At 66.3% G+C, this 23,658-nt stretch carries 22 protein-coding genes; 11 read left to right on the top strand and 11 right to left on the bottom strand.

The window, feature by feature from the left end:
- Positions 1-66: 66 nt before the first annotated feature.
- The 4 genes from GKO32_RS15805 to GKO32_RS15790 all read right to left on the bottom strand — a co-directional run bounded on the left by GKO32_RS15805 (position 67) and on the right by GKO32_RS15790 (position 4,921).
- Positions 67-1,107 (bottom strand): aminotransferase class I/II-fold pyridoxal phosphate-dependent enzyme, encoded by a 1,041-nt coding sequence (locus GKO32_RS15805; protein WP_154757632.1) that lies wholly within the window; start codon positions 1,105-1,107, stop codon positions 67-69.
- Between the two features lie 707 nt (positions 1,108-1,814).
- A complete protein-coding gene (locus tag GKO32_RS15800) occupies positions 1,815-3,485 on the bottom strand; it encodes a CocE/NonD family hydrolase (protein WP_166459576.1) in 1,671 nt (556 codons plus the stop codon).
- A gap of 207 nt (positions 3,486-3,692) precedes the next feature.
- Positions 3,693-4,418, bottom strand: coding sequence for an SDR family NAD(P)-dependent oxidoreductase (locus GKO32_RS15795; protein ID WP_154757630.1), 726 nt, complete (start codon positions 4,416-4,418; stop codon positions 3,693-3,695).
- A 110-nt stretch (positions 4,419-4,528) separates the two neighbouring features.
- On the bottom strand, positions 4,529-4,921 hold the full coding sequence (locus tag GKO32_RS15790) for a DUF2255 family protein (RefSeq protein ID WP_154757629.1): 393 nt from the start codon (positions 4,919-4,921) through the stop codon (positions 4,529-4,531).
- 91 nt (positions 4,922-5,012) lie between these two features.
- Between GKO32_RS15790 and GKO32_RS15785 the strand changes: the two genes are divergently transcribed.
- Complete coding sequence (locus GKO32_RS15785; protein ID WP_312867988.1) at positions 5,013-5,846, top strand: LysR family transcriptional regulator; 834 nt, start codon at positions 5,013-5,015, stop codon at positions 5,844-5,846.
- Positions 5,847-5,868: 22 nt separating this feature from the next.
- Here GKO32_RS15785 and GKO32_RS15780 read toward each other — a convergent pair whose 3' ends face one another.
- Positions 5,869-7,185 carry an MFS transporter gene (locus tag GKO32_RS15780; RefSeq protein WP_154757628.1) on the bottom strand — a complete coding sequence of 439 codons (1,317 nt, stop codon included), beginning with the start codon at positions 7,183-7,185 and terminating at the stop codon, positions 5,869-5,871.
- Between the two features lie 100 nt (positions 7,186-7,285).
- Entirely contained in the window at positions 7,286-8,125 is an 840-nt protein-coding gene (locus GKO32_RS15775) for an IclR family transcriptional regulator (protein WP_154757627.1), read from the bottom strand.
- Positions 8,126-8,354: 229 nt separating this feature from the next.
- Between GKO32_RS15775 and GKO32_RS15770 the strand changes: the two genes are divergently transcribed.
- Positions 8,355-9,395: a EutQ-related cupin domain-containing protein gene (locus GKO32_RS15770; RefSeq protein WP_154757626.1), complete on the top strand. Its 1,041-nt coding sequence runs from the start codon at positions 8,355-8,357 to the stop codon at positions 9,393-9,395.
- The gene (locus GKO32_RS15765) at positions 9,392-10,225 is read left to right on the top strand and encodes a beta-keto acid cleavage family enzyme (protein WP_312867987.1); all 834 of its coding nucleotides are present in this window, start codon (positions 9,392-9,394) and stop codon (positions 10,223-10,225) included. Before GKO32_RS15770 ends, GKO32_RS15765 begins: the two co-directional genes overlap by 4 nt.
- Before the next feature lie 64 nt (positions 10,226-10,289).
- On the opposite strand, the gene GKO32_RS15760 is transcribed toward GKO32_RS15765, so the two are convergent.
- From GKO32_RS15760 to GKO32_RS15750, 3 genes are all read right to left on the bottom strand, one after another.
- Positions 10,290-11,264: an amidohydrolase family protein gene (locus GKO32_RS15760; protein ID WP_154757625.1), complete on the bottom strand. Its 975-nt coding sequence runs from the start codon at positions 11,262-11,264 to the stop codon at positions 10,290-10,292.
- A gap of 10 nt (positions 11,265-11,274) precedes the next feature.
- Entirely contained in the window at positions 11,275-12,501 is a 1,227-nt protein-coding gene (locus GKO32_RS15755) for an amidohydrolase family protein (protein ID WP_312867986.1), read from the bottom strand.
- 75 nt (positions 12,502-12,576) lie between these two features.
- On the bottom strand, positions 12,577-12,960 hold the full coding sequence (locus GKO32_RS15750) for a nuclear transport factor 2 family protein (protein ID WP_154757624.1): 384 nt from the start codon (positions 12,958-12,960) through the stop codon (positions 12,577-12,579).
- A gap of 195 nt (positions 12,961-13,155) precedes the next feature.
- On the opposite strand from GKO32_RS15750, the gene GKO32_RS15745 reads away from it, so the two are divergent.
- The 5 genes from GKO32_RS15745 (at position 13,156) to GKO32_RS15725 (ending at position 18,520) form a co-directional block, all read left to right on the top strand.
- The gene (locus tag GKO32_RS15745; protein ID WP_154757623.1) at positions 13,156-13,662 is read left to right on the top strand and encodes a 2Fe-2S iron-sulfur cluster-binding protein; all 507 of its coding nucleotides are present in this window, start codon (positions 13,156-13,158) and stop codon (positions 13,660-13,662) included.
- Positions 13,659-14,645 (top strand): FAD binding domain-containing protein, encoded by a 987-nt coding sequence (locus GKO32_RS15740; protein WP_312867985.1) that lies wholly within the window; start codon positions 13,659-13,661, stop codon positions 14,643-14,645. The genes GKO32_RS15745 and GKO32_RS15740 overlap by 4 nt, the downstream gene beginning before the upstream one ends.
- Positions 14,642-16,930, top strand: coding sequence for a xanthine dehydrogenase family protein molybdopterin-binding subunit (locus tag GKO32_RS15735; RefSeq protein WP_208024418.1), 2,289 nt, complete (start codon positions 14,642-14,644; stop codon positions 16,928-16,930). Before GKO32_RS15740 ends, GKO32_RS15735 begins: the two co-directional genes overlap by 4 nt.
- A 61-nt stretch (positions 16,931-16,991) precedes the next feature.
- Positions 16,992-17,972, top strand: a complete 981-nt coding sequence (locus GKO32_RS15730) for a LysR family transcriptional regulator (protein WP_154757621.1) — start codon at positions 16,992-16,994, stop codon at positions 17,970-17,972.
- Between the two features lie 8 nt (positions 17,973-17,980).
- Positions 17,981-18,520 (top strand): MarR family winged helix-turn-helix transcriptional regulator, encoded by a 540-nt coding sequence (locus GKO32_RS15725; protein ID WP_312867984.1) that lies wholly within the window; start codon positions 17,981-17,983, stop codon positions 18,518-18,520.
- Here the strand turns inward: GKO32_RS15725 and GKO32_RS15720 are convergent.
- Together GKO32_RS15720 and GKO32_RS15715 are read right to left on the bottom strand one after the other, a co-directional pair.
- Positions 18,507-19,736: an NAD(P)/FAD-dependent oxidoreductase gene (locus GKO32_RS15720; protein WP_154757620.1), complete on the bottom strand. Its 1,230-nt coding sequence runs from the start codon at positions 19,734-19,736 to the stop codon at positions 18,507-18,509. The genes GKO32_RS15725 and GKO32_RS15720 overlap by 14 nt on opposite strands.
- A 53-nt stretch (positions 19,737-19,789) precedes the next feature.
- Positions 19,790-21,022: an FAD-dependent monooxygenase gene (locus tag GKO32_RS15715; protein WP_154757619.1), complete on the bottom strand. Its 1,233-nt coding sequence runs from the start codon at positions 21,020-21,022 to the stop codon at positions 19,790-19,792.
- A gap of 517 nt (positions 21,023-21,539) precedes the next feature.
- Between GKO32_RS15715 and GKO32_RS15710 the strand changes: the two genes are divergently transcribed.
- The 3 genes from GKO32_RS15710 to GKO32_RS40520 all read left to right on the top strand — a co-directional run.
- Positions 21,540-22,121, top strand: a complete 582-nt coding sequence (locus GKO32_RS15710) for an NADPH-dependent FMN reductase (RefSeq protein WP_154757618.1) — start codon at positions 21,540-21,542, stop codon at positions 22,119-22,121.
- Between the two features lie 62 nt (positions 22,122-22,183).
- A complete protein-coding gene (locus tag GKO32_RS15705) occupies positions 22,184-23,572 on the top strand; it encodes a cytochrome P450 (protein WP_154757617.1) in 1,389 nt (462 codons plus the stop codon).
- Positions 23,573-23,585: 13 nt separating this feature from the next.
- Positions 23,586-23,658, top strand: a 73-nt coding sequence (locus GKO32_RS40520; protein WP_376765965.1) for a hypothetical protein, incomplete at its 3' end; no start/stop codon positions are given.

The raw sequence follows: 23,658 nt of genomic DNA, 5'->3' as shown, positions 1-23,658 counted from the left end.
CCACTGCGTTTCTGACCACTCCCAGGGGGAGGATTTCGGGTTCGAGATGGTTCCAGCCTTTCTTGCTCAGGTGGCCAAGGCGTCGATAAGCTTAGGCAGGTCGTCATCTGCCGGAGCGGTGATGCGCAGCCCCGGGGCGCGCCCGGGTTGATTGACGCCGAAGGCGCGGACCACCACGCCTGATTGCACAAGCTCTTCGTGATCGCGCTCGGGGTATTCGGACGCGACGAACCGGTAGTGCACCGGTGTGCCCTTCACCACGCCGTCGAATCGGCGATCCAGCAGGTCCTCCAGGATGTTGGCGTTAGCCAGCAGCCGAGCCCGGGTCCGCTCGACCCAGGACGAGTCCTGCAGTGCGGCGATCGCCACCGTGGAGTCGAGAAACGACAGTGGCCAGTTCAACCTTTCGCCAGCGACCGCATGCCGAAGGCGGGGGTCACGCGTCCACATTGCGCCAGTACGGATACCGGCGATGCCGAGCACTTTGTTAGGCGAGGTGAGTACGACGACATTGGACAATTCCGTCGATGTCATCGACTGCCGTTCACCGCCGAGAAAGTCGACGTAGGCTTCGTCGACTACAAGGGTCGACTGCGGGTGCATTCGGCACACTTCGGCCAGTTCCGACACCGGGATATGCAATCCAAGTGGATTGTTCGGATTTGACAGGATGACGTAGTCGTAGCGAGCCATTCCTGCGGCGATCCGCTCGAGCCGCGCTGCAACCGTGTCGATCTCGCCTCGGGGTGGAGGTAAGTGATTGACGACGTGGCGAATGCTGTCAGTGTAGTCCGGTGTCGCGACCGCGATCCTGTCACGCGGCAGTAGCCGAGTCAGGATGTGAATAAACTCGGTGATTCCCCGCCCGGGGACCAAAAGTGCTGCATCCACCGCGAGATACTCAGCGTAACTCGCCCGGAACAACGGTTCTGCCTCGTAGGGATGCGGGCGAAGCCTCTGCACGTCGAGTTCTCGTAGCACTTCCTGCACCGCAGGTGGAGGACCGAAAAGATTGACGCAGGTGCTCAGGTCCAGATAAATTTCACCGGCAAGTCCGCGGAGGTCTCCTCCCTGTCGGTACGTGGCTCCGCGGGAAAGATTGTTCATCAACACCTACTCGGTTGGTGGCTTGGAGGGGGCTGATGTGCTCGAGGCAGCCTCAATGCTGCGCGAGCGCACGCGAAGAGTCCTGTCCCGAAAGCGCTCGGGCGAGCGTGTGAAACAGTTCCCATGAGGTTGTGTTCCTGCTTCGACACAAGACGGTCCTGGTTTTCGATCGTGTGTTCACTGCTTCTTGGTGCGGCGACCTGCATCGATCTTCGCCGCCTTCTTCGTGACTTTCCTAGCTAAACAGGAGCTCGGCTGAATGGCCGCCGCCGACGGCACGAAACCTTCGATGATTCTGCGATATCCATCAGTTCTCCGATCGCCCCCATTGGTTACGCCCTATCTGTCTTACCGTGGTGGATGGCGAGATGTCTGTCCGCCAATGGGTGCACTGATCGAAAACGTCGCATCACGATGCGTGACACGCCCCGGTTTTGCTCGCTCGGACGACGCAAGCCGATCAAGATCGTGGTCGTCCGTGGGTGTTCGAGCGGGGTTGCGGTTCCGGGTGATCCCCAAACTTGCGGAAATCCGCAGGTACAGCCTATGTCGTGCGGAATGGATGTTGGTTGTACCGCCTCGGGGCACGAACTCACGCAGTTCCGAGTCAGGGGCGCGAACATGCACATTGAAGGTGCTGAAGTGCATCCATTGGCTCAACCCGTACAGGCCGTGGCGGGGGCTGGATCAGGTCCGATATGCCACAACTACCGCCGCTCATGCGCTTCATCTGGGATGATCGGGAGAAGTAGATGGCTGTCGTAGCGGCCACCAGTGTGGATCCGGTGCTGCCCGCGGTTGACGGAGTGCTCATGCGCCTGTGCCGGCCCGATGTCGTAGTGGTGGATGTCGCGTCCCTGGACGATGAGCCGCAGCGCCTCACCCGCCTCGAATAACGTGGAGGACGGCCAGATTTCGATCTCGACCGCCTCGGGTTCGCCTGGGCGAAGCGGTATTTGCCGTTCGTGGCGCAGTCGAGGCTGCCAGGGCGTGGAACGCTCTTCGTCGAGCTCGCGGTGGCTCGCGCGCAGCCACCCCAGCGCGACCTGGCCGTCGTTCATCATCGACCAGTACGGGAAGTGGACCTGCTGACCGGCACGATCGAGCTTCTGCAGCGCCACAAACAGGTCCATATCGTCACTGTCGTCGGTTTCAACGAAGAGACGCAGCTTTGCGTGGCCGGTGACCTCTGTGCGGGTGTCGAACCGGAGGTCGAACACAGCACGTCCGTCGTCGGCGCCCGAGTCGTAGGCGATCGACGACTCGCTCGCGGGCGGCTCGGCTTTCAGGAGACCGTCGCTGGCGTCCAGCGCGTAGGGGCGATAGTCGGTGCGGGCAAGAGGCCACTCGCGCTCTGCACGCTCGACGCCCTCGTAGTAGCGCTCTCGGACCTCTACGCGCACCGGCGGCCAGCTGTCCACCTCATCATCGATGTCCTTGAGAAACCGGTCGAAGAACGCCTTCTGGCGACGCAGGCTCTCGGTCCGGTAGTAGTACTGCCACTTCTTGCGCCCATGGACTTCAAGCCATTTGTGCTCGGAGCTCAGTTCGCGCCACGCTTCGATCGTCCCACGCGTGTGCAGACCGTGGTCGCCCCAATCGGTGACGCAGTAAGCGGGCACGGCGATCGTCGAGAGATCCGCGACCGATTTGCTGCGGTTGTAGTCGTCGAGCATGAGGTGGGCGTCGTGCATCGCCGGCAGGTTCTCGACGCGGCCAGTCCCACACCGGCAGGACCACTGCGTGAACCTGACGAACCTCGTCTCGGGTATACCGCCATGAAAAAAGTACTCGCGATAACAGTCGCTCCAGCCTTCCCACGGGTTGATGGCCGCGAGATGTGGCGGTCGTGTCGCGGCGACGCGCCACTGGATGACCGCCAGATAGGAGACGCCAGTCATGCCGACCCTGCCGTTGCACCAGGGCAGGGTCGCCGCCCACTCGACGAGGTCGTGGCCGTCCTCGCCCTCTTGCTCGCTGAGGACGACCAGGTCCCCCTCGGACATCCAAGAGCCTCGGGAGTCGGCGTTGATGACGGCGTATCCCTGTTCGGCCCACCACATCGGGTCTGGCCCTTCCCACACCGTATGCCGGGAAATCGCCTCGGGGGGCACGTCGGCGCCCGGGAACAGGTGAAAGCCCTTCGGTGCATGCTTGCCATAAGGGTTGAGCGTCAGGATCGCCGGGATATCGGTCGCGGTGGGTGGACGGAATATGTCGACGTAGACGGTCACACCATCGCGTAGCGCCACTGGGACATCGCGCTCGATGAGCACGCCGTTTTCCTCGACGACAACCCCCGTTCGGAGGCCCGGATACCCACCCTCGGCAGGATCAAGCGCGTCCATCCAGATCATGTCCTGCAGGAGCCGGTCCACCGGGCGGGGGCTTTGCGAGAGACTCATGCTGTGGGCACTCCAGATGTGGCGGGGGTGACAGGTCCGTTCACGACGATCTCCGGACCCGGATAGGCGGAAGCGACTGCTTCATTTCGTCGACGCTAGATTTGGCCTCGTCTGATGGGCAAATAGGTCTTTTCTCGAGAGCCATCGCCCAGCGGCGATCAGTCGCCCGGGCACGAGTCGTTACCAGGGCACGACTCCCTCGTCGTCGAACAGCTGACCGGTCGGACCGTCATCCGGCAGGGTGGCGAGCTTGATGGCGATCGCGGCGCCCTGTTGGGGAGTGCGAAACCCCTGATAGTCGGTGAGCTCCGTGGCGACGTACCCGGGGCACGCGTTGTTGATGAGAATGTGGGAGTCGGCAAGCTCCTTGACGTACTGGATCGTGACGGCGTTCAGGTAGGTCTTGGTCGGTGCGTAAGCCCCGCTGAGCTCACCGAGTTCGACACCGGGGGTGGTCTGCAGGGTCAGGGAGCCGACGTGGCTGGATTGGTTGACGATCCGTGGGTGCGCCGAGCGGCGTAGTAGCGGCAACATCGCGTTGATCACCCGGATCATGCCGAATACGTTCGTCTCCACCGCCGCCCGGGCACTGTCCAGGTCCAGCGTCGTCGGCAGCTGCGGCCAGGCGCCGGTGGCTCCGGCGTTGTTCACCAGCACGTCCAGCCGGCCGGCGTGTTCTTCCAGCTGGCGAGCGGCGGCCGCCACGCTCGCGTCGTCGGTCACGTCAATGGCCACCGCGAACGCGTCGACGCCGGCAGCGCGTAGTTTGGCTACCGCGTCCTGCTGTCGCTCCCGATTGTGGTCGCCGACGCCCACATTCCAGCCGAGCGCGCCGAGGCCGGCCGCGATCTCGTATCCGATTCCCTGATTCGCGCCCGTCACCAGCGCAATGGTCTGTTCACTCATGACTCCGATGATGTTGGCGGCCCGGCCACGAACCAACACCCTCTGGGTAGGGCACCGATAGCCAACGAGTATTGCCGGCGACCTGGCCAGGTGCGCCGCGAACCACGGCTTCAGTCCTTTGGCGCCCGGCCGGGGTCGAGTCGCAGCGTGGTCGCCGTGGCCGCGGCTGTCACCATGGAACCGGCGCCACCACGGCCATACTTGGTGCGGTAGGCGGCGTCGACATCATCGGTGATGTCGGTCCACGTGTCGCCGATGTCCTGGATGGCGACATCGGCTTCCAGACCGGGCACCCTGATACGGGCATTGCGGGAACGCAGGGCGTGACCGAACCAGCCGGTGTCCCGCCGGAACCAGGTTCGCACATACACCTGCCCGCCGACGCACACAACCCATATCGGTATCCAGGGTCGCAAGCCACCATCGGAGCGTTTGACCGCGATCTCCAGTTCCCCGGCCTTGTCGATGAGACGCAGGTCGTCCGGAGACCAGGAAAGACTCATAATGGAGGGCCTCCTCGGCAGTCGTTCTTCCACGCCGTTTGCTCGCTCATATCGGTGATCGTGACCGCCGATCGGAGGTTAGTGTAATGGAGTGGAAATCAGGGAGTTGCGGCATTTCATCACCGTTGCCGAGGAATTGCATTTCGGCCGTGCCGCCGAGCGGCTCGGGATTGCCCAGCCGCCGTTGTCGCGCACCATCACCCAACTCGAACGGCGGCTCGGGGTGGCGCTGCTGGAACGCACCAGTCGCAAGGTGACCCTGACCGAGGCCGGATCCGTGCTCCTCGCCGAGGGCCGGGCGATCCTCAGCGCCGTCGCGGCGGCCGAGCGGCGCACTCGGCAGGCCGCGGCGGACAATCCGATACTCGTCCTCGGCGCCAAGGCGGGCGCGTCCGGCGAGCTGCTGGCGAAGCTGCTCGACGCCTATGCGGCCGAACCAGGCGCGGTCCCTGTCGAGGTGCTGCTGTGCGAATCCCAGCCACACCTGTTGCTGCGGGACGGGCGAGCCGACGTCGCGCTCCTGCACGAGCCCTATGACTCGACAGCGGGGTTCGACACGGAGGTACTCCACTCCGAGGACCAGATCGCCATCCTGCCGGCCGCTCATCCGCTGGCCGGCCATTCCCAGGTGCGCACTGCGGACGTCAACGCGCTGCCCGACCTTCCGATGGCTCGCTGGCCCGGACCCGACGGCTATCCCGATGGTCCCGGCGTGGAGGTACGCAACCTGACTCAGCTGTATGAGCTTATCGCCTTGAGGCGGGCCTCGGCGATTCTGCCCACATCGTGCAAGACCGACCTCCGCAAGGATCTCGTCGCCGTGCCGGTGGTGGATGCTCACGCTGTCACCACGGTGATCGCCTGGCCACCACATAGCCGTTCTCGGGCAGTTGCCGATCTGATCCGCGTGGCAACGCATCTCTGACCGCCGCGCTCTCTTCGTTCTTTCAGGTACGGGCGGTGATTCCTTCGACCTGTGCCGGCTCGTCGAGGTCCGACTTGGCGGTCTCGCGCAAGGCGAGGACACAGCCGATCGTCAGTACGCACCCGGCCCCGATGACAATCGAGATCGGCAAGGTGTTCCCGCCTCCTGCCAACATCGAGGCGAAGACGACCGGCGCGACGCCGCCCCCGATACCGGCGATCTGGTAGCCGAGCGAGGCGCCCGTGTAGCGGACCCGGGTGGGGAACAGTTCGGGGAACAGCGCGGCGAGCGGCCCTGACATGCAGGCACACACAATGCCCAGCCCGACGACGACTGCGACGGTCAGCTGGAACGTCGACTTGCTGTCGATCAACGGGAAGAGCAGGAAGGCCCAGATCAACATGCCGACCGAGCCCGCGAGGACCAGGGGACGGCGTCCGTATCGGTCCGACAGCGCGGAGAAGCCGATGATGCCGAACACCGCGACGACCGAGGCGACCGTGAGCGCGTTGAGTACGGTCTGGCGGGGGAATCCGACGTGGACGGCGTAGGAGATGACATAGGTCGTCAGCGTTGTCTGCCCGACGTATGTGCCGAGTGCGATGCCGATCGCGAGGAGCAGGCGACGGGGATGGTTGCGCACGACGTCGAGGAGTGGCGACCCCGTACGTTTCGACTTGGCGGCCTCGATGAACACCGGCGTTTCGGTGACTCGCGATCGGACGACGAGTCCGATCGCGAGTAGCACGACGCTGGCCAGGAACGGGATCCGCCAGCCCCAGCTCAGGAATGCCGTCTCGCCGGTAGCGCCGGCGGAGACGGCCATGACCAGGGTGGCCACGACCAAACCGCTTGGCGCGCCCGCATTCGTGAAGCTCGCCCACAGGCCACGCCGCGACCTGGCGTGCTCGGTGGACATGAGTACCGCACCACCCCACTCACCGCCGACGGCCACGCCCTGGATTACGCGCATTACGATGAGGAGAACCGGTGCCCAGGTCCCGATCTGCGCCGACGTTGGCAGGACACCGATGATCGTGCTGCTCAGTCCCATCATCGTCATGCTCAGGACCAGCATTCGTTTGCGGCCGAGCCGGTCACCGAAATGCCCGAACACGATGCCGCCCACCGGACGTGCGACGTATCCGGTGGCGAATGTGCCCAGACTGGCGACGGTGCCGGCTACGGGATCGAGGCTGCTGAAGAACACCTTGTTGAATACGACCGCCGCGGCAGCGGCGTAGAGCGTGAAGTCGTAGTATTCGATCAAGCTGCCGAGAAAGCTCGACAGCACGGCGCGGCCCAGTTGGCCGCGCGCAGGCGAGTTCGGGTGCGTCATTGCATAGCCCTATCTGCTGAGTGATCGTCCGGGGAAGCCGAGCGTGTCGAGGCCGTGGACCGGTGCCGGCCGGCGCATCCTCTACGAAGTGGCGTAGACGCTAGAATCCTGTCGCCGTCTGGTCAATCAGCCTGTCTCGACTCTCAGGACATCCTTTCGCGGTCCGCTCGAGTTCGTGCGTTATCGCGGTGGCTGCGCGGCACACGGCGGTGGCGAGGTTTTTCAGCTCGCCCTTCCGTACCCGTGCGGCGAGTGCCGCGACGCTGATGGCCGCGCAGACCGCGCCGGTCACATCGCGGATCGGAGCGGACACACCAAGGATGTGTTCGTCCAGTTCGCCTCGGGTGATGGCGACTCCGCGATTGCGGATCTGCGTGAACCGAGCCCGAAGGGTATCGGGAGCGGCCAGGGTCCTGCTGGTGAACCGCGCCAACGGCCCACTGTCGAGGAGCATGGAGATCTCATGGGGGTCTGCCCACGCGAGGAGCACCTCGGCGGCGGCGCCCGCATTGATCGGCAGGGCGAGCCCGCGGTCATACGACAAACGCACCGCAGGCCGCGCCTCGATCAACTCCACGCAGACAACCGATCGGCCGGATCGCCGGGTCAGCAGCACCGTCCCGTCGAGCTGCGCGGCCAGTTTTCGCATGGCGGGTAACGAGACCTCCGAAAGCCCGCATTCGGTGCGGGCAGACCGCGCCAGGTCGAAAATCCGTGGCCCGATGCGGAATCCGCCTTCGGTCTCCTCGATCAACCCGGTACCGATCAAGCTCTGCAGGTATCGGTATGCGGTCGACCGTGCCACGCCCAACCGTGCGGCGATGTCGCTCCCGGTCCACACCGGCTTGTCCGCCGTGTAGAGCAGGAGAATATCGAGTGTGCGATCGGCCGTGCTGTTGCGGCCGCGATAGGTACCGGACGTGGCGTCACGGTTCGTCATAAAACTCAGCATACGGCGGAATTCCGCAATTCAGAACCGATCGCTTTTCGCTCATGACATCATCGCCGAATGGCGATGATGCGCCGACGTCTTACATCGGTGGTCACCGATCACATGGCGGCCGATTCGTATTTGTCCGGGTCGAGTTTCGTGGGCTATAACTGGAAATGAGGTGGGCGCGGACAACCGGAAATGGTGAAGCGCGAAGTTCGAACGAAGTGAGGACAGGATGGGCGACACCGTCTACCCGCATAACTGGAGCAGAGAGGGTTTCCTCGGTGACTTCGTCGTCACCCTCCGGCCGCACCCCATCAATGAGTACACCGATGTGAACGGCCCACATGCCCCTCACCGCATCGACCTCACGGCGATCAAGGCGGTCGATGCGGCAGATCCGGGTGAGCTTCCGACCGTGTTCGCGCGGTCACGTAACGAACTGACGCTCTCGGTGTCGGCCCGGTCTGAGCCGGCACCATTCGTGTGGCGCAATGCCGAGTACGACGAGGTGCATTTCGTCCAGGAGGGCGAGCTCGATTATGTAACCGACTGGGGCACCCTCTCGGTGCAGCCGGGTGACTTCGTGTTCTTGCCGCGCGCGGCGTCGTACCGGGTCGTCCCGACGACGGAGTCCACGCTTCGGGCGATTGTCGAGACGCCCGAGACGATTTCCATGAACCCGCAGGCTCAGCCGGGGATGATCAACGCGGCACGTGCGGTTCACCGCCCCGATCCGACGCGCACGTCCCAGGCGAGCGGTGAGACGACGCTGCTCATCAGGACGGCCGACGGCGTCACGCGGTTCACCATGCCGCGCGACCCACTGGCGATGACCGAGGTCGTCTATGGTCAGGTGCCCGTTTGGAAGGTCAACCTGGGCGACATCCAGCCGGTGGCTTATCTGCCGGCCGGCGGCCCGCCGTCACATTTCGCGGAAACGCCCACCAAGGATCTCCTCCTTTACACGTTGAGTTCCCGGCCGGGTGGCCGCCCGCCGCAGCACCACAACGCCGATTACGACGAGCTGGTCTTCTACTTCCGCGGGCCCGCTCCCTACGGCGGACTCTCCCAGCCCGGTAGCGGGATCTGGATCCCGAAGGCCGTTGCCCACTGGGGTCCCAGGGAGGATCCCGAGGGCGGATATCTGGCCTGGCTCATCGAGAGCGGCGGAACCATCAGGCTGACTTCCGAGGGACTCGCGGCTGCGGAGTTGATGGAGACCAGCCTCTTCCACCCGCTCCGATCCGGCGAGACGCCCGGCGGTCACGCGTGAGCGCGGTCATCACCGTCGCCCCGACAGGGCCGCTCGCGATGAAGAGCGATAACCCGAGTCTGCCGACTCAGCCGCACGAGATCGCGGATGCGGTGGCCAGCGCCTACCGGGCCGGCGCTGCCGTCGCACATCTTCACCTGCGTGACGAGCACGATCGGCCGACCGCCGATCTGGGGATCGCACAGCGGACGATCGACCTGATTGCGGAGCGATGCCCGATCCTCGTGCAGCTTTCCACCGGCGTCGGCCTTGATGTTCCTTTTCAGGAGCGGGAACGGCTGGTCGAGCTGCGACCGCGCATGGCGACTCTCAATCCGTGCAGCATGAGTTTCGGTGCGGGGGAGTTCCGCAATCCGCCCCAGGATGTGCGTCGCCTCGCGGCCCGCATGCGGGAACTCGGTGTCAAGCCGGAGCTCGAAATCTACGACACCGGGCATCTGGACGCTTGCCTGCGGTTGCGCGACGAGGGGCTGCTGGACGAGCCCTTGCAGTTCAGCATCGTGCTGGGAGTGCGTGGCGGTATGGCGGCCACGGCCGACAACCTGTTCAGCGTGGTGCGCCGGCTTCCTGAGGGGAGCGTGTGGCAGGTCATTGCGATTGGCCGGGCAAATCTTCAGCTGACGGCGATCGGACTCGCGCTGGGAGGTAACGCCCGAGCGGGGCTCGAAGACACGCTGCACATCGCCAAGGGTGAGCTCGCGGCCGGGAACCAGCCGCTCGTGGAACGTGCGGTCGCCTTGGTGAGCAGTGTGGGCCGGACAGTGGCCGACGTGGCGCAGGCGGAACACGACCTGCGGCTGCCCCGGCAGCCTGTGGGCCAGGGCGCCTGACCCGGCTACCGATACGAAAGGCTCGCTCCCGCGGGAGCGAGCCATTCGTATCCGGTCGGACATCTTACGATTTCGCGGTGAGCCTTTCCCAGTTCGCGTAGGCGATCTTGTGCTGCTCCTCCTCGCAGAGAAGGGACGACTTCTCCAGGAAGGCGCGCGAAGCGCCGCCGCCGATGGTCGGGATATACGGATAGTCGGTCGAGAACAGGATCCGGTCGACGCCCACCAGATCGATCGTCCACGCGAGGTACCGCGGCGAATACATCCCGCTTGGCGTGTAGGACACGTTCTCACGCAGGTATTCGGAAAGCGATCGATCGAGCGGGGGACGCATCGACCGGTCGAGCAGTTGCACGCGCTCGGCGTAGAAGAGCACGACTTCCCCCCAGTGCCCCACGATGACCTGCAGGTCCGGGTGTCGATCGAAGACGCGGCCGTAGATCAGCCGCAGCAGCTGGATGCCGGTTTCGTAGTGCCAGCCGATGGCGCCCGCGGAGAAGAGGAAGTCGGCGTCGGAGTTCCCGAGTCCGGAGTAGTAGGCGTCCTTGACGGCGCGAGGGGGCTCGGCCGGATGCAGGTAGATGGGGGTGCGCAACTCCGCAGCGGTGGCCCACAGCTCGTCGAAGTCGGGATGGTCGATGGTGCGCTCGCCGACCCGGCCGAACATGAAGCCTGCACGGAAACCCAGGTCTTCGACGCCGCGGCGCAGTTCCGCCGCCGCACCCGCCGGGTCCGGCGTGGGCAGGTTGACGAAGCCCTGCAGCCGGTCGGGATGGGCGGCGATCGCGTCGGCGATGCGGTCGTTCGCATCGCGTGCGAGCGCGACGGCCTCCGCCGCGGGCAGCGCCTCAAGTCCGGGCGCCGACAGCGAGAGCACTTGCACATCGACGCCCGCGTCGTCCATATCGGCCAGCCGGCCCTCCGACAGGTCCGCAAGTTTGCCGGCGATCGGGCCCCCGCCGAACCGCAGGGAGCGCGCCGTCCAAGCGTCGACCAGCGGCGGCGTGGAGACGTGCTCTTCGAGGCAGATGATCTTCATGAATGAGCCCTCATACTGTGCCGTTTCGTTGTTCGGCGGGTGTGCCGTGGCGCCAGGTGGTGCGCGTGTTCAGGGTGTCGGTGATGTCCGTGGTGGGGTTTCCGTCGACGAGGAGCAGATCGGCGCGGGCTCCGGGACGGATGACACCGCGGTCGTGCAGTCCGAAGTGCCGTGCGGGCACGGAGGTCGCCGAGCGCAGGGCTTCGATGGGGGTGAGGCCGGCTCGGACGAGCAGTTGTAGCTCGTGGTGCAGGCTGGCTCCCTGGGCCAGGCCGCCGTATTCCTCGTCGGGGGCGGCGGTGTCGGTCCCGGCCAGAATGGGCACGCCGGCGCGGTGGAGCGCGGCGACGGTCTGCAGTGACGAGTCGAAGTCGCCGGCAGGCCAGGTGCCGAAGGACCGGCGGAGCGCGCGGAGCCACGTGTCGTCCAGGCGTGCTGAGACGCGCGGGTCGGCGGCCAGGTCCTCGCCCGTCGTTCCGGTGATCGACCGGTTCAGGACCAGGCACGGGATGACGAACATGCCGGCCTCGACGATGGCGTTCACGATCTCTTCGGTGGGTGGCCGGTCGAGGAAGATGTGGGCGAAGCCATCGGCTCCGGTGCGCGCCATCCGCAGTGCTGCGTCGTAGGTGAGGGCGTGGGCGACCACGAGCTTGTTGTGCCCGTGTGCCTCGCGAACCGCGGCGGCGAACACGTTCTCGCTCAGCTCGGGGAGCCCGGGTGCGGCCAGCACGGTGCCTTCCTCGGCGAGCAGCTTGATGAAGTCCACGCCCGCGCGTACCTGCCCGGCGATGAACTCCGGAAGGTCCGCGGGATCGGTCAGGCCGGGAATCGGCGCCGCCTCGGGACGGCAGCCACCGTCGGGCCAGAACAGCTCGTCCCGGCTGACCAGCAGCTCGTTCGGGTGCCCGCACACCGCGGTCAGCGGAAGCCCGGCCGAGAAAAGGTCGGCCAGCTGATCGTCGGCGGCGATCCGTGCCCGGTCCTCCCGGCTGCGCGGCGCCCCGCCCATCTCGAACACCGTGGTGACCCCGAATGACACCGCCTGCCGCAGCCCCTGCTCGGTCGGATGCACATGCGCGTCGATCAAGCCCGGGAGCAGTGTCCCACCATCACCATCGACCACCTCGACACCCGCTGGCGGCGCTTGCCCCATGGCGGTGATCACGCCGCCGGAACACGTCACGGTGTTCGCATCCACCACCGCCTCACCGTCGAAGACCCGCACATTCGTCACCGAAAAACCACTCACACTCGTGCCCCCAGGACCCCGCACACGATCACTCGAACCTCCCGCTTGGTCGTCCCGTCGTCAGACGCCGGCCGTGGCCGCGAACACGGGTGCCATGTCAACGTAAATACGTTGCTCGAGGAAGCGCTCACCGTCGACACGGCAGACCGCGGCACCGGGAACGCTGACGTGCTGCCCGTCGTGGCGGTCGAACGCCACGTCCATCTCGAAGGCGACGAGACCGCCCGTGAGTTCCCAGAGGTTGAGCAGTGTATGCGTCTCCTTGACCCAGCTGTTGACGAGTTCGCTCAACGTCGAGTGGATCAGCTCGCGCCCGACGAGGGGATCGAAGTTCGCGAACCGGAGCACTCCTTCGGGCGCCCAGAATTCCATGGCGCGGTCGATGTCCTTCGCGCCGCAGAGCTCGTAGTAGCGTCCGATCCAGGTCTCTGGTGTGGCCGTCATGTCGCCTCCTCCATCTTCGCCGATGCCGGCGCAACTTCGGTGAAAGGTAAGCCGCGCTCGTCACGTCGGGAAGTAGGAATCTCCCGCGGGGTCATCGGTGTCGGGCGATGGCCCGAGTGCGATCGCCACAGCCCGATGACCGGCGCGCGAATACGTATTTGAGCCACCCGGCGTCGTCGGCCTACCGTCGGGCGCATGCCGATCATCGTCAACGGTCTCGAAACGGCGGTTCCGGCCGACACGCGTGTTTCGTTGCTCGACTTCGTGCGCGAGCAGCTCGGGCTTCACGGCTCGAAAAAGGGATGTGCTCAGGGCGCGTGCGGTGCCTGCACGATGCTGGTCGATGGCGAGCGGATCCTTTCCTGCCTGGCACTGGCCGTGCAGTACGAGGGGCGCGAGGTGACCACGATCGAAGGCCTGGCCGGCGACGGCGCCCTGCACCCGCTCCAGCAAGCGTTCATCGACCACGACGGGTTCCAGTGCGGCTACTGCACCCCCGGCCAGATCTGCTCGGCAGTCGGCATGGCCGCGGAGGTGGCGCGCGGGGTCCCCAGCCACGTGACCGAGGACGTCACGGCCGCCGAGATCGAGCTCAACCACGATGAACTGCGCGAGCGGATGAGCGGGAACCTCTGCCGCTGCGGCGCCCACAACGGGATCGTCGACGCGATCGTCGAGGTCTACACCGGGCGGGCCGGGTGATCGAGTTCCGGTATTCCCGCGCCGCCGACGCCGCCGACGCGATCCGCCTCGCCGACGGGGGAGCGCGCTACCTCGGTGGCGGCACGAACCTCGTCGACCTGATGCGCGAGAACGTCGAGACGCCGTCGGCGCTCGTCGACGTGACCGGCCTGTCGACCGATATCCAGGGAACCGCCGACGGCGGCCTGATGATCGGGGCAGCCACGCGCAACACCGCGGTGGCCGAGCACTCCGCGGTCCGCACTGGCTACCCGATGCTCGCCCGCGCGATCGTCGCCGGCGCCTCGGGACAGATCCGCAACATGGCGACGGTGGGCGGCAATCTGTTGCAGCGCACCCGGTGCGCGTACTTCTACGACACCGAGGGTGCGCGGTGCAACAAGCGTTCCCCAGGCCATGGCTGCGACGCGATCGAAGGCGTCAACCGCGGCCACGCGATCCTCGGTGCTTCCCCGTCATGCGTGGCCACCCACCCGTCGGATATGGGTGTCGCGCTGGCCGCGCTGGACGCCGTCGTGCACCTGCAAAGCTCGTCGGGTGTGCGTACGGTCGCTCTGTGCGACCTGCACCGGCTGCCTGGTGATCGTCCGGATGTCGAGACGGTGCTCGAGCCCGGCGAGCTGATCACCGCCGTGGAGCTGCCTGCGCCCGAGCTCGCCACGCGTTCGACCTACCGCAAGGTACGCGACCGTTCCAGTTATGCGTTCGCGCTTGTTTCCGTCGCCGCCGCACTCGTGCTCGAAGGCGAAACGATCGCCGTTGTGCGCCTCGCCCTCGGTGGGGTCGCCCCCAAGCCGTGGCGGGCGTGGCGCGCCGAGGAGGTGTTGCGAGGACGCGCGGCGACCATGGAGACCTTCGCTCGGGCGGCCGACGCCGAGTTGGCCGGGGCCCGCCCCCTCGCGGGCAACGCCTTCAAGGTCGACCTCGCCCGTCGCACGATCATCGCCGTCTTGCGGCAGCTGACCGAGGGAGGTCGCTCGTGAGCGACGCGCAATCCCAGCCCGCAGTGCCGGTCGCTCACGAGGGCTGGACGCCGGCTACTGGACCCGACCCGGTGTTGCGTGCCCGGCGCGGGCTCATCGGCGCGCCCGTATCGCGCCTGGACGGGCGGCTCAAGGTCCTGGGCGAGGCGCGTTTCGCCGCCGAGTACGTGTTCGAGGGCATGGTCTATGCCGCGCTGCGCTACGCCACCATCGCTCGCGGACGTATCTCCACATTGGACACCCGTGCCGCTGAGGCCGCGGCCGGGGTCGTGCTCGTCATGACCTACCGCAACGCCCCGCGAATCCGGCCGGCCCCGGCGTTTCTGACCGGGCCGAAGGCCTTCGGCGGGAGCACTTTGCCGATCATGCAGGACGACAGTATCCACTGGAACGGTGAGCCGGTCGCCGTCGTGCTGGCCGCGACGCAGGAGCAGGCCGATCATGCGGCGTCGCTGATCGAGGTCGCCTACTCGTCCTCGGCACCGCGGACGTTCGGGGACGCCGAGAGCGACCCACGCAGGCCGGATCACGTTCTGTTCCGGCCGACCACCGTCGCCGTGGGAGACGCCGAGGCCGCACTCGCCGGTGCGCCCCACTCTGTCGACGTCGTCTACCGCACGCCGCGCCACAACCACAACGCAATCGAGCCCCATGCGGTGACGGTGGCCTGGACCGAAGGCGACCTCGTCGTCCATGACTCGAGCCAGGCCGTGAAACCTCACGCCTGGACCTTGGCGCAGGTCTTCGGGATCGATGAGGACCAGGTGCACGTCAGCTCGCCCCACGTCGGCGGTGGGTTCGGCGGCAAGACGGTGTGGTCGCACCATGTGCTCGCCGCCGCCGCGGCGAAGCTCGCCGGGCGTGCGGTGCGGCTGACGCTTTCGCGCGAGGGCGTCTACCGGCTGGTCGGCGGTCGCACCAACACCGAGCAGCGGGTCGCGATCGGCGCCGAAGACGACGGGTGCTTCACCGCGCTGATCCATACGGGCGTCTCGGCGATCACTCCTTACAACGTGCTCGCGGAGCCGTTCACGCTGCCCGCCCGGATCATGTATGCGACCGGGACGCTGAAGGCGGATCAGCTCGTGGCGGACGTGGATATGCTCTCCAACTCGTTCATGCGGGCGCCGGGGGAGGCGGTCGGTACCTTCGCGCTCGAATCGGCGATCGACGAGCTCGCCGTCGAGCTCGGCCTGGATCCGATCGAGCTGAGAATCCGCAATGAGCCTGAGAAAGATCCAAGTACCGGGTTGCCGTTCTCGTCCCGTCAGCTGGTCGCGGCGTGGCGTGCCGGCGCCGCACGGTTCGGCTGGGCGCGGCGGAAGCGGCCGGGTGAGAGCAGGGAGGGCGAATGGCTGATCGGGATGGGGTGCGCGAGCGCGACGTATCCGCACCAGCGCTTTCCCGGTGCCCGCGCGGGGATCACCCTGGACCGCACCGGCCATGCGACGGTGCGGGTGGCGGCCGGCGACATGGGGATGGGCACCTCGACGACACAGACGATCATCACCGCGGAGCGCCTCGGGCTGCCGCTGGATCAGGTGACCGTCGCCTACGGTGACTCGTCGTTCCCCGGCACTTTCCAGGCCGGGGCCTCCGCGCAGACGGTGACGATCGCCGCCGCGGTGATTGCCGCACAGCGCGAACTCGTGGCACAGCTACTCAAACTCGCGGGTGAAGAGTCGCTTCTTGCCGGATTGACCGCCGACGAAATCGGTTGCCGCGACGAGGGACTCTGCGAACTCGCCGACCCGAGCCGCTGGGAGAGCTACGTGCGGATCCTGGAACGCGCCGGGCACGACGAGGTGTCCGTCGTCGCCTCCGCCGCCGACCCGGACGAGATGAAAGCCCACTCGATGCATTCCTTCGGCGCCGTCTTCTGCGAGGTCCGGGTCAACGAAGTCACCGGCGAGACCCGCGTCGACCGCGTCGTCGGTTCCTACGATTGCGGCCGCATCCTCAACCCGAAGACCGCCGCAAGCCAGCTCCGCGGCGGGATCATCATGGGGATCGGCCTCGCGCTCATGGAGGAGACCGCGTTCGACGAGCGGACCGGCCGGATCATGAACCCGAGCCTGACCGAATACCACCTGCCGGTCCACTTGGACGTGCCGAGGATCGAGGTCAGCTGGACCGACGTTCCCGATCCTCTCGCTCCCGCCGGCGCGCGTGGAGTCGGCGAGATCGGGATCACCGGCGTGGCCGCGGCGATCGCCAACGCGATCCACAACGCAACCGGCCGCCGCGTCCGCAACCTGCCGATCACGCTGGACAAGGTGCTCTGAGGGTCCATCATAATCATTGAGCGTCTTAACAATTGACCCCCTCATCAGCTAGCCTGGCGGGATGACTGCGGTAACTGATGAGCTGGCCGGGAGCAGTGTCGATCCCGAGTCGCCGGCGCGGGTCTCGTCCCGCTACGACAACCGCATCACTTTGCAGAAACTGGAGGTGTTCTGCTCGGTCATCGAGCTGGGCGGTGTCTCTCGTGCGGCGGATCATCTCTGGGTCGCCCAGTCGGTGGTATCCGGTCACCTGCGGTCGTTGCAGGAGCGGCTCGGTGTCCAGGTGCTCTACCGCGACGGTCAGCGCATGAAGCTGACGAAGGCGGGGGAGCAGGTTTACCAGTGGGCGAAAGAAATGCTTGCCGGCACGCGCGATCTCATGCGCAGGCTTGACGACCTCGATGACGCGAACAGCGGCACCCTTGCGCTTGCCGCGAGCCTGACCGTGGGCAGCTACCTGCTGCCGCCGATACTCGCCGGGTTCCGGCGTGCGCTGCCGCGCGCGATCATCACGATGCAGGTGTCTGATCCGGAGAGGGCGTTCGCCGCGGTGGGGTCGGGTGAGTGCGATCTCGGGATCGTCATCGCCGGCCCGGGGCACGAGCACCCACACGTGCGCTCGGAGGAAATCGGCCGTGAGGAGATCGTGCTCGTAGCGGCGCCCGACAGGCTCGCCGGGATCGACGAGCTCCAGCTGGCCGATCTCGCCAAGTTGGCCCTCGTGGCCCCCTTCGCCGGAAGTGTCGCGCGAGATGTCGTCGACCGCCGGCTCATGGAACGCGGCGTCCCCCCGCAGACCGCCGTGATGGAGCTCGGGCACCCGGAGGCGATGAAGCGTGTGATTCGCCATGGTGTCGACGCATGCCTGCTTTTTCGCAGCTGCGTCGAGGACGAGCTTCGCCAGGGGACCTTGCGGGAGATCCCGTTCGCTGACGCGGATCTGTCGATGCCGGTGTTCAGTCTCGTGCATTCCGAGCGGCCGCCGCTGCCCATCCAGATGGAGCTGGTGGAGCAGACCCGGGCACGCCTGGCTGCGAGGTAGCGGGCGTGGTGAGCGATTCCCGGAATGTCCCGACAGCACAAGGGGGAGCGCGTGATCGGGCAGGCCGACCGGCCGCCCTGGAGCGTGGCAACGTCCGCCCGCCGACGCTGCTGGCCATGCCGGCGTATTTGGCCGGCAATGTGGGCCGTGTCGGGGCTCGGTTGCTGCTTCGTGTCCTTGAGCAAGAAGGCCTGAGCATCAACGATCACGCGGTACTCGTCGCCCTACGCGATTTCGGGCCGCTGGCCCAGCACGAGCTCGCGGACCGGCTCGACGTCGACCGCAGCCAGGTCGTCGGCTTCGTCGACCGCCTGGAGCGTGAAGGCTGTGTCACCCGTTCACGAGACCCGAGTGACCGGCGGCGGGTGCTGGTTTCCCTCACCACCGAAGGGCGCACGACCGAGCGCCGGATGACCGCCGCGGCGCACCGGTCCCAGGCCACCATGCTGAGCGCCTTGTCACCCTCCGAGCAGGCGGAGCTGGTGGCCCTGCTCCAGCGAGTGCTGGACGCCCATGACGAGACGCGACTCGACCTCACCGCGCCTTAGCGGACCGCTCGAGCATCTGCTCGAGACTTTCGCGGATCGACACGACGGAGCCGCCGACATCGAGATGGCGCCGGCATTTCACGAGCGCAGAGGGCCAGTTCACGGTGACGGCGCGGGCGAGGCATCCTGAGCCGTCCGCATAGAGCGCAGCGCCTTTGGGCTTTTCGCCGGAAAGGTCGCCGACGAGTTCGGACTTGCCGTCGCTTGCGAAGCCGGCAACTTGGATCTTCCAGTCGTACTGGTGGCTCCAGACGTAGGGCACCGACTCCAGCACGGCCGGAGAACCGGGATGGAGGATGTTGTGGGCGACTCGCACCCCGTCCTCGGCCGCGGCCGACCAGTGCTCGGATCGATGGTGGCGGCCGAGGCCGGAATGCCACCGATTCGCGACGTCACCGACCGCGTAGATATCCGGAAAGCCTTCCGCGCGGCCGAACTCGTCGGTGCGAACTCCGCCGTCGAGCGCCAGTCCGGAGCCCCGTAGCCAGGAGTCATTGGGGACGGAACCGATCCCGACCACGACGGCGGCGGCCTTGATCGTTGCCCCATCGGCGAGGTCGACGCTGAGATCGCCCATGCACCCGGAGATGCCGCGAACCTCGGTGCCCAGGTGGGTGGTCACTCCGTGCCGGTGATGTAGCGCAAGGAAACGGGCAGCGAGATCGGGGCCGACGACGCGCTCCATCGGAGCGGTGAGCGTGTCGACGAGCGTGACGGCATGGCCCAGCATCCGCAGGGTCGCGGCTACCTCGCACCCCACCACTCCGGCGCCGATGACGGCCACGTCTCCGCCGCCGCGCAGGTCTGCGGTCAGTGCTTCGATATCGGCGACCGAGCGGATCCGGTGAAGTCCCGAGTGGGGATTCCACGGTGAGGGACGGGCTGAGGCGCCGGTGGCGACGACAAGCCGGTCGTAGGGCACAACCCTTCCGTCGGACAGTTCCACCAACGACGCGGAGGGGGCCAGCCCGACGGCTGCGGCTCCCAGCCGCAGGTCGATGCGGGCGGCATCGGCGGCGTGCTCGTCCAGCAAGGTGAACCGCCCGAGGTTCCATTGACCCGACAAGAACTGCTTCGAAAGCGGCGGCTTGTCGTAGGGCAGCTGGGATTCGTCACCGACGAGGACGAGCTCTCCCTCGAATCCCTGTCCGCGCAATGCCAGTGCCGTTCGTACCCCGGCTATGGAAGCCCCCACAACCACAATCCGCTCCGACATCCTCGACCTCGCCCTCAGTAGATATGGATCCGCCGCCACCCGGGAACTCCCGTTCACCCCCGCACGGACCCGGCCCGCGGCATCTGGAAAGCCGCGGCGGCGCCGGGTGGCGCGGCGGCGTAGAGCCAGTCGAGTTCGCTGTAGTCGTCGGGAGCACGCATCGCCAGGAACCTGTTCCGCAGTCCGACTGTGAGCGGATCATCGGTATGCCACATATCGCCCCACGGCCGGGCCCGGGTCTGGCATTGCGCCGTGCGCGGCAGGCGCACCGTCTCGAAATCGCGGTAAGCGGTATCAATGTCGCTACCGTTGTGCGCTAACCGATAGCCGAGTTCGACGGCATCTTCCAGCGCCTGACACGCGCCTTGGCCGAGGTACTGGAGCATCGGGTGTGCCGCGTCGCCGGTGAGCAGGAGCCGCCCGTTGATCCAGGTGTCCGTCGGTATGCGGTCGTACATGGGCCAGTGCCGCTCGCGTCCGATCCGCGACACCGCCGCTCGCACCGCTCCACAAGCGTCGGCGAAAGCGTCGTCGAGCTCGTCCGGGGTACCCCACTCGCCCGGCTCGGTATGTCCATTGTGGAATCGCTTGCTACGGAACACGACAACTTGGTTGTACAGCTCGCCGCCACGCACCGGGTACTGAATGGCGTGGATGCCGGGCCCGACCCACAATGTGACTTCATCGGCCGCGACGGCGCCGTCCATGTGGTCCATCGGCACGGTGCCGCGGTAAGCGGCATAGCCGCTGCACACCGCTTCGTCACCGATGACCTTGCCGCGCAACGTGGAATGCAGACCGTCGGCCGCGACCAATGCATCGGTGTGGTAAGTCGCGCCGTCCGAGCAGACGACGGTGGCGCCGTCGGCGCGAACCTCGGCGTCGACTACGGTCCGCCTGGTCTCCAGGGTGATCAGCTCGCACGCACGACACTTGGCCAGCAATGCTTCGAGCAGGTCGCGGCGATGCAGGACGAGGTAGGGGTAGCCATAACGGCTTTCAAACCCCGTGCCGAAATCGAGCGTCGTCAAGACATTTCCGTCGACCGCGTCCTTCATCACCGCCCGACGCGGCGCGACCGCGAGCGGGCGGATGTCGTCGTAGACACCGAGAGCAGCAAGTGCCCGGCTCGCGTTCGGTCCGAACTGCAGGCCGGCACCGATCTCCGCGAACTCGGCGGCGCGCTCCAGGACGTGGACCCGCCGACCGTGCCGCGCGATCGACAGCGCAGTGGCCAAGCCGCCGATACCTCCGCCCACGACGAGGAGCGGGACCGTGGTTGTCATGCCGTCGCTCCTATCGCGGAGGTGGCCTCGAACCGCCGTGTCGCCATGATGCTCCGATCAAGTTCGGCGAAAGTGGATTTGGCCGGACGCTGGTGGGCTCGGTGGCCTCAGGCCCGGCGATGGGAGAACCCTGATAATAGAGCGTATACGTATCAATTCGAGCATGCAAGGTGTAAAACCTTGTTACCACTAGGAGATACCTGCCGTGTTGGGACCAGGTCGGAGGCTATCCATCCGTATACATACTATCGGCGCCTGAAAGGTCGTCGCCGCAAAGTCGGGTGTGAGCCGGGATATCGCCATCCACCGATCGCCTCGCGGCCGATTCGTATTTGTCCGGGTCGAGATGTGCGGCTTTCATGGCACTGGAAAGGGGCATCGTCATGTTCGAGCAGGAAGTACCGTCCGATCGCCACAAAGTGTGCATTGTGGACGGTCGTGCAGCCTCCAGGGGTTCGCGCCCACCCGGTCCGGCGCTGGATCCTGAACCACACGACCACTCTGACGGGATGGCTGAATGTCCAAACTCCTGATCGTGATCGGCAGCACCCGGCCAGGCCGCGTCGGGCTCCCGGTGGCCGAATGGTTCGCGGCGCACGCGGTCGCCGACGGCCGCTTCGAGGTGGAACTGGCTGATCTCGCCGAACTCGAGCTACCGCTGTTCGACGAACCCCATGCGCCTTACTTGCGCCAGTACACGAAGGCGCACTCGCTCGCGTGGAGCGCCACGGTCGATGCCGCGGACGCGATCGTCATCGTGACCGCCGAGTACAACCACGGATACCCGGCCCCGCTGAAGAACGCGCTCGACTACCTTTGCCACGAATGGCGGCACAAACCACTGGGATTCGTGTCCTATGGCGGTATAGCGGCGGGGACCCGGGCCGTCCAGCAGCTCCAGCAGGTGGTGGTGGCGCTGCAAATGGTGCCCGCGCCGACCGCGGTCAAGCTCCCCAACGTGTTTGCGATGTTCGACGAGCAGTCGAATTTCGTCGCCAACGACTCGGCAGAGCAGGCCGCGAGCGCGATGCTCGCTGAGCTCGAGACACTCAACCGGGTGTTGGCGCCGCTGCGCGCACCCCAGGCGGCCGGCAGCTGAGGGGAACCGCCCGCCGCATTTCGGACTTTGTAGACCGCACAACGCTTGCAAAGGAGCAACCGATGGCCGATTCACCCTTCGATCCCTTCAGCCAGTCCCACCACGCCGCCGCCGAGCAGGCGCTGGCCGACGCACGCGCAAGGGTGACCTGCCCGTATCCGGGAATGGCGGTCGTGGCCGACAATGCCACGGTTCGCGAAGTGCTCGGCGATGTCGACAGATTCTCCAACGAATACAATTTCGATCTCGAGCGTGGACCCGCGCCAGCCGAACGCGATCCGATGAACACCGTCATCGCGAGGTCCGACCCGCCTTTCCACACCGAGATCCGCCGATTTCTCCGCCGCTGGTTCGAGCCTGCGCGGCTGCGGAAACTGGAACCACGTGTCCGTGAGCTTGTCAAGGAAGCCGTCGCCGAAATCCCCGACCATGGTCGGGCCGACCTCGTCCACCATTTAGGTCGAGTCATTCCCGGTCGCACCGTCTATACGATCATCGGCGTCCCGACCGAAGACTGGGACCGAATGCAGGCGCTGTCAGACGAGTTGAACGCGAATCTCCCGGCGGCGAGCCCAGGGCTGATCGGCCAGATCATGGACATCTTCGTCCGTGTGCTCAAGCAGCGGCGCGAGTCGGGCGAACGACGTGACGACGTGATCGACGGTCTCGTTCACCCGGGCGAAGGCCTCTCCTTCGACGATGTGGTCGCGGCCCGGCACCTCCTGCAACTGTTCGTCGCGGGAGCTGACACCACCACCAGCTTGATCGGCAATGTGCTGTACCGCCTCTTGGAAGAGCCGTCTCGGTGGGACCGTGTCGTCGCCGACCCGTCACTTGCGGCCGCGGCGGTCGAGGAGTCGCTCCGGCGTGACTCACCTCTGCAATACACCCTGCGCACCACGGTCACCGGCACCCAACTCGCCGGCTGCCCGGTCACGCCGAAGGACCGGGTCGTGTTGAGCCTGCAGTCCGCCAACTGGGACGAGCATGCCTGGGGGGACTCCGCGCTCGAATTCGACCTCGACCGCGTGGGAGTCGCGGCGCATCTCGCCTTCGGTTCCGGGATTCACACTTGCCTCGGAGCGCCGATCGCGCGCATCGAAGCACGCGTGATCATCGAGGCGCTCGCTGAACGTTTTCCTCGCATGCGGCTCAGCGACGGTTTCACAATCGAATATGTGCCGGCCCCCCAAATGCGCTTACCCCGGAGCCTGCTCGTCGACGTGAATCCGTCAATGGCCGATGAACCGACGTCGCGGCCAACGCAGCTCGAGGTGGACCGCGATCGCTGCGAAGGCCATGGCCTATGCGAAAACGCAGCACCGGATCTGGTGCACCTCGACGACGACGGCATGCTGGTGATCGACCAGTCCGACGTACCCGCCCACCTCTCGGGGGCCGCCGCTCAGGCTGTTCAAGTGTGCCCGGTGGCTGCCCTCAGGCTCCGCTGAATCGGCGAAACAGGTGTGCGCCGCCTGCCCGGTCACCGACCCGTGCCGGGGGTACGCGCGGGCGGGGTTCGAACGGTGGGGCGTGT

The sequence above is a fragment of the Amycolatopsis pithecellobii genome, from assembly GCF_009707865.1.
GTDB lineage: Bacteria > Actinomycetota > Actinomycetes > Mycobacteriales > Pseudonocardiaceae > Amycolatopsis_E > Amycolatopsis_E pithecellobii.
Note: the sequence above shows the minus strand (reverse complement) of the source record. Positions and strands in the feature narration are given on the sequence as shown.